Here is a 5258-nt window from a genome sequence, read left to right on the forward strand (position 1 = left end):
CCCCGCGGCGACGGTGTCCGCCGCGTGCGCCCGCACGCTGTCCGGGATCGCGCTGTCCGGAATCGCGCGGTCCGGGATCGCGCGGTCCGGAAACGCGCGGTCCCGCCCGGTGCCGTCCGGACCGTCGAGGACGACGGCGACGCCGCCCTGGGCCCACCGGGTGTTGCCGTCGGACACGGAGCCCTTGGACACCACGAGCACCCGCAACCCGAGCTCGGTGGCCCGCAGCGCCGCCGTCAGCCCGGCGACCCCGCTGCCGAGCACGACCAGGTCGGCGGCCGCCTCCCACCCGGTTTTCGACCCGAAGTCGTGAACCGGGGTGACGACGTCGGTCTGCCGGGAGGTCACTCCCCACCGCCGGGGGTGCCGATCTCGACCATCCGGCGCACCGAGTCCCGCGCCCGCGCGGCGGTGTCCGGGTCGACGTCGACCTCGTCGACCCCGCCGGTCAGCGACCGCAGCAGCGCCGCCGGAGTGATCATCTTCATGTACCGGCAGGACGCACGGTCGTTCACCGCACGGAAGTCGATCTCCGGCGCGGCCTTGCGCAGCTGGTGCAGCATGCCGACCTCGGTGGCCACCAGCACCGACTCCGCCCGGGTGTCCCGGGCGGCGGTCAGCATGTCCCCTGTGGACAGGATCTTCACCTTGTCCTCGGGCACCGCGCCCTCCCCCGCGAGATAGAGCGCCGAGGTGGCGCATCCGCACTCGGGGTGGATGAACAGGTCCGCGTCCGGATCGGCGGCGGCGCGCTCGGCCAGTTCCGGGCCGTTGATCCCCGCGTGGACGTGGCACTCCCCGGCCCAGATGTGCAGGTTCTCCCGGCCGGTCTCCCGTTTGACGTGCGCGCCGAGGAACTGGTCCGGGCAGAACAACACCTCCCGGCCGGCGGGCACGGAGGCGACGACGTCCACCGCGTTCGAGGAGGTGCAGCAGATGTCGGTCTCGGCCTTCACCTCCGCCGTGGTGTTCACATAGGACACGACGACGGCCCCGGGGTGCTGCGCCTTCCACTCCCGGAGCTGCTCCGCCGTGATCGAGTCGGCCAGCGAGCACCCCGCGCGCGCGTCCGGGATCAGCACGGTCTTCTCCGGTGCGAGGATCTTGGCGGTCTCGGCCATGAAGTGCACACCGCAGAACACGATCGTGGACGCGTCGCTGGCCGCCGCGATCCGGCTGAGCGCGAGCGAGTCGCCGGTGTGGTCGGCGACCTCCTGGATCTCGGGGAGCTGGTAGTTGTGCGCGAGCAGGACGGCGTCGCGGTCGGCGGCCAGCCTGCGCACCTCGTCCGCCCAGGCCGCGTCCGCGCGGACACCGCCGTACGGGACGAGTTCGTCCACGTCTGCCGTCATTTGTCCCTCCGGAGTTTTCGTCTTAGAATCGAAAACCGTGCCCTCTCATATTAACAGCAGCAGCCCCCTCGCACACGAGGTGCTCGCGGTGGTCCTGCGCGTGCGATGCGCCACAGGCCCCGTCGCGGCGGGACAGGACCCCGCGGTGTTACAGGTGCTGCTGTGGCGGCGGGCACTCGACCCGCACCTCGGCCGCTGGTCGCTGCCCGGGGGGCGGCTGCGCCCGGACGAGGACGTGGAGGGCTCGATCCGCAGGCAGTTGGCCGAGAAGGTCGACGTCCGCACGCTGTCCCACGTCGAGCAGTTGTCCGTGTTCAGCGCGCCGGACCGGGTTCCCGGGCCGCGCGTGGTCGCGACCGCCTTCCTCGGCCTGGTGCCCTCGGACGTCGACCCGGTGCTGCCGGAGGACACCGCGTGGCACGACGTCGCGGACCTGCCGCGGACCGCGTTCGACCACGGCGACATCACGCGGAGCGCCCGCGACCGGCTGCGCGCCAAGCTCAGCTACACCAACGTCGGGTTCGCCCTCGCGGCGGCGGAGTTCACGGTGTCGACCCTGCGCGACGTGTACTCCGCCGCACTGGGATACCGCGTCTCGGCCACCAACCTCCAGCGGGTGCTGTCCCGGCGCGGACTGCTCGTCCCGACCGGGGGAACCGCACCCCCCGGACGCGGGGGCGGCAGGCCCGCCGCGTTGTACCGGTTCACCCACCACGACCTGCGCGTGACCGACCCGTTCGCGGTGTTCAAGCCTCCGGCCCGGACACGCACGGCCGCGACACGTCCGCGGTCGCGACAGCGGTCGTGAACGGGCGACACCGCCGGGGAACCCGTAACGTGAGGACGTGACCGACGCGAGTGGACCGGGCGGGCCCGAGGCGACGACACTGCCGCTGTTCCCCCTGCACACCGTGCTCATGCCCGGTGTGCACCTGCCGCTGTCGGTGTTCGAACCGCGCTACCGGCAACTCACCGTCGACCTGATGACCGGCACGGTGCCCGACCGGCTGTTCGGGGTCGTGGCGATCCGGCATCCCGGCGTGCGGGAGGTCGAGACCACCGGAGACCTCGCGGCGATCGGCTGCGCGGCTCGGCTGCGGGAGGCCGAACGGCATCCCGACGGACGGTTCGAGGTCATCACCACCGGCGTACGCCGGTTCCGCGTGCTCGATCTCGACACGCGCACGGCGTGCTACCTGACCGGGCACGTGGAATGGGTCGACGACACCCCCGTCCCGGACGCGGCCGCCCATGCCGCCGCCCAACTCTCCGAGCTCGCCCGCACCGCGCACCGCCGTTACTGTGTGCGGGCGTGGGAGGGGGACGACGCCTGGCACTCCCCGCCGGAGGACGTGCGTCCGGCGGAGCTCGCCTACCTGCTCGCCGCCGACTGTCTGCTCCCGCTCGCCGACCGGCAGGATCTGCTCGAACAACGCCACCCACTGCGCAGACTGCGCGCGATCCGCGCACTGCTCACCCGCGAGGAGGGGATCCTGTCCGCCCTGCACGCGGTCCCCGCCTCGCACGACGAACTCGACGGCGCGACCGGCACCCTCTCCCCCGCGGCGCGGAACTGAGCATCGGGGCGACCCGGCACGGCCCGGCTCAGGCCCGTCTACCGAGATCGTCGCGGGCGTTCCACGCGGCCGCCATCCCGTAGGACAGGGTCGCCCCGAACGGCTGAGCGAGCACCACCCAGGACGATTCCAGAACCGGGGCCCGTTCGATCACCGCCCCGGTCCGGGGCGCTCCGGGGACGGCGTGCGCCGCATCCGCGAAGGCGACGCCGGTCCGCAGGGCCAGCCAGGCGGACAGCAGCGACCCCGCGACCGCGCCCAAGAGCAGGACGGGACCGCGCCGCGACCGCAGCAGCCACAGCGCCACCCCCGTCACCAGTCCGGCCGCGAGTCCCAGCAGCAGGAACATCGCGAGCCCGTCGAAGCGGTGCCAGCCCTCCAACGGCAGCGTCGCGACCCGACCGTCGTCGGCCACCACCCGCATCCGCCGGGCGGGCGCGAGAGACGCCCACAACCTGCCGAGGACGATGCCCAGCACGGCCAGCCCCGAGGCCACCGCGAACGCGGACGCGAGGTCGGCCCGCACCACGACCGGGGGAACACGCCCCTCGGGTGCCCGGAGGGGCGAAGGAGGGTGCTCGGCACCGGCCTGCTCGGCCACGAGTGGACTCCTCCCCACGACCCGGGTTCCGCCGGGCAGCCTAGCCGGTCGGGGAGACGTCGGCGGAGGTGGTTTCGCCGTGCCTGCTGCACCGGGCACTCCACCCCGCCGGCGTGATCTGCACCACCATGCGCCGGGCGCACTCGACGCAGAACCGCGGCGGCTCCAGGGTCGGCCGGGCCCCGCGGCAGGCGGTGTGGTCGACCGGTCCCTCCGTGCCGGCGGCGGCGTTTGGAACCCCCGCCGTGCCCGGGGACCCCGCCGTCTCGGGACGGCCACAGTGCGCGCAGTACCTCATGGTGCCAGTATCTCCCCCCGGGCCCGCGGGGTTCCGCCCAGGGCGCACCGCGTCCGGCCGGGAGCTCACAGCCTCCGTCCGAGAGCTCACACCGTCCGTCCGAGAGCTCACAGTGTCTCGCTCAGGGCCTTGATCGGCATCTTGAGGTCGCCGAGCATGTCCAGGTCCCGCTGTGCGGGCCTGCCCAGGTTGGTGAGGTAGTTACCGACGATGATGGCGTTCACCCCACCGAGCATGCCCTGCTCCGCCCCGAGGTCGCCGAGGGTCAGTTCCCGGCCGCCCGCGAACCGCAGCATCGTGCGCGGCATGGCCAGCCGGAACGCGGCGACCACCCGCAGCGCGTCTTTGCCCTCCACCGTCTCGTAGTTCTCGTACGGGGTGCCCTGCTGCGGGATGAGGAAGTTCATCGGCACCTCGTGCGGCGCGAGCTCGCCGAGCTGCACGGCGAACTCGGCGCGCTGCTCGTCGGTCTCGCCCATACCGATGATGCCGCCGCAGCAGACCTCCATCCCGGCCTCGCGCACCATCCGCAGCGTCTCCCAACGCTCCTCCCAGGTGTGCGTGGTGACGACCTCGGGGAAGTGCGAGCGCGCCGTCTCCAGGTTGTGGTTGTACCGGTGCACGCCCATCTCGACCAGCTCGTCGACCTGCTCCTGGGTGAGCATCCCCAGCGAGCAGGCGATCTGGATGTCGTTGCCGGAGTCGCGGATCGCCCTGATGCCCTCGCGCACCTGCGACATCAGCCGCTTGTCCGGCCCGCGCACCGCCGCGACGATGCAGAACTCGGTCGCCCCGGTGGCCGCCGTCTCCTCCGCGGCCTTGACCATGCCGGGGATGTCCAGCCAGGCCGCGCGCACCGGCGTGGGGAACAGGCCGGACTGCGAACAGAAGTGGCAGTCCTCGGGGCAGCCGCCGGTCTTCACGCTGACGATGCCCTCGACCTCCACCTCGGGGCCGCACCACCGCATCCGCACGTCGTGGGCGAGCGCCAGCAGGTCCGTCACGTGCTCGTCGCCGAGGCGGAGCACGTCGAGGACCTGCTGCTGCGACAACCCGATGCCCTGTTCGAGCACCCGGTCCCGCGCGATCGCGAGGATTTCGGAGTCGGTGGTTGCGGCCGTCACGCGCATCTCCTTCGAAGCAGGCAGTGGTCGGTGTGAGTGTGCCGCACGGGGTGGTCCGGGCACAGTGACCCAGCGACCTACGTCACGTCCCGGCGGTTCCGCCGGTGGGCACGGGGGACGGTCCGGGTACGACCCGGCGTGGCCCGACGGTCGCTCACGGTCGGTGGGCGGACGCGCCGCGCGCGAAGTGGTCGGCGTCGAAGTCGCCGCCAAACCACGGCGACAGACCGCGGCGGGCCTCATCCAGGAACCCGTCCCGGCCCGCCCGCGCCAGTCCCTCGGACAGGGCGCCGAGCAGCGGGGCCC

At 72.8% G+C, this 5258-nt stretch carries 7 protein-coding genes; 2 read left to right on the plus strand and 5 right to left on the minus strand.

Going from position 1 to position 5258, the window contains the following annotated elements; genetic code table 11:
- A partial coding sequence (locus tag SACHA_RS0115220) for an FAD-dependent oxidoreductase (protein WP_028663222.1) occupies positions 1–348 on the minus strand: 348 nt, incomplete at its 3' end.
- On the minus strand, positions 345–1352 hold the full coding sequence (nadA, locus tag SACHA_RS0115225) for a quinolinate synthase NadA (RefSeq protein ID WP_019811052.1): 1008 nt from the start codon (positions 1350–1352) through the stop codon (positions 345–347). The genes nadA and SACHA_RS0115220, both read right to left, overlap by 4 nt.
- Before the next feature lie 94 nt (positions 1353–1446).
- On the opposite strand from nadA, the gene SACHA_RS0115230 reads away from it, so the two are divergent.
- Both SACHA_RS0115230 and SACHA_RS0115235 read left to right on the plus strand, forming a co-directional pair.
- Positions 1447–2160, plus strand: a complete 714-nt coding sequence (locus SACHA_RS0115230) for an NUDIX hydrolase (RefSeq protein ID WP_157601720.1) — start codon at positions 1447–1449, stop codon at positions 2158–2160.
- Between the two features lie 37 nt (positions 2161–2197).
- Complete coding sequence (locus SACHA_RS0115235; RefSeq protein WP_019811054.1) at positions 2198–2929, plus strand: LON peptidase substrate-binding domain-containing protein; 732 nt, start codon at positions 2198–2200, stop codon at positions 2927–2929.
- A gap of 28 nt (positions 2930–2957) precedes the next feature.
- Here the strand turns inward: SACHA_RS0115235 and SACHA_RS0115240 are convergent, their stop codons facing one another.
- From SACHA_RS0115240 to bioB, 3 genes are all read right to left on the minus strand, one after another.
- Positions 2958–3530 carry a DUF2567 domain-containing protein gene (locus SACHA_RS0115240; RefSeq protein WP_019811059.1) on the minus strand — a complete coding sequence of 191 codons (573 nt, stop codon included), beginning with the start codon at positions 3528–3530 and terminating at the stop codon, positions 2958–2960.
- Between the two features lie 40 nt (positions 3531–3570).
- Complete coding sequence (gene bsaP / locus SACHA_RS26645; protein WP_019811061.1) at positions 3571–3828, minus strand: biotin synthase auxiliary protein BsaP; 258 nt, start codon at positions 3826–3828, stop codon at positions 3571–3573.
- Between the two features lie 107 nt (positions 3829–3935).
- Positions 3936–4952, minus strand: coding sequence for a biotin synthase BioB (gene bioB / locus SACHA_RS0115250; RefSeq protein ID WP_019811062.1), 1017 nt, complete (start codon positions 4950–4952; stop codon positions 3936–3938).
- Between the last annotated feature and the right edge of the window lie 306 nt (positions 4953–5258).

The sequence above is a fragment of the Saccharomonospora halophila 8 genome (genome assembly GCF_000383775.1).
GTDB lineage: Bacteria > Actinomycetota > Actinomycetes > Mycobacteriales > Pseudonocardiaceae > Saccharomonospora > Saccharomonospora halophila.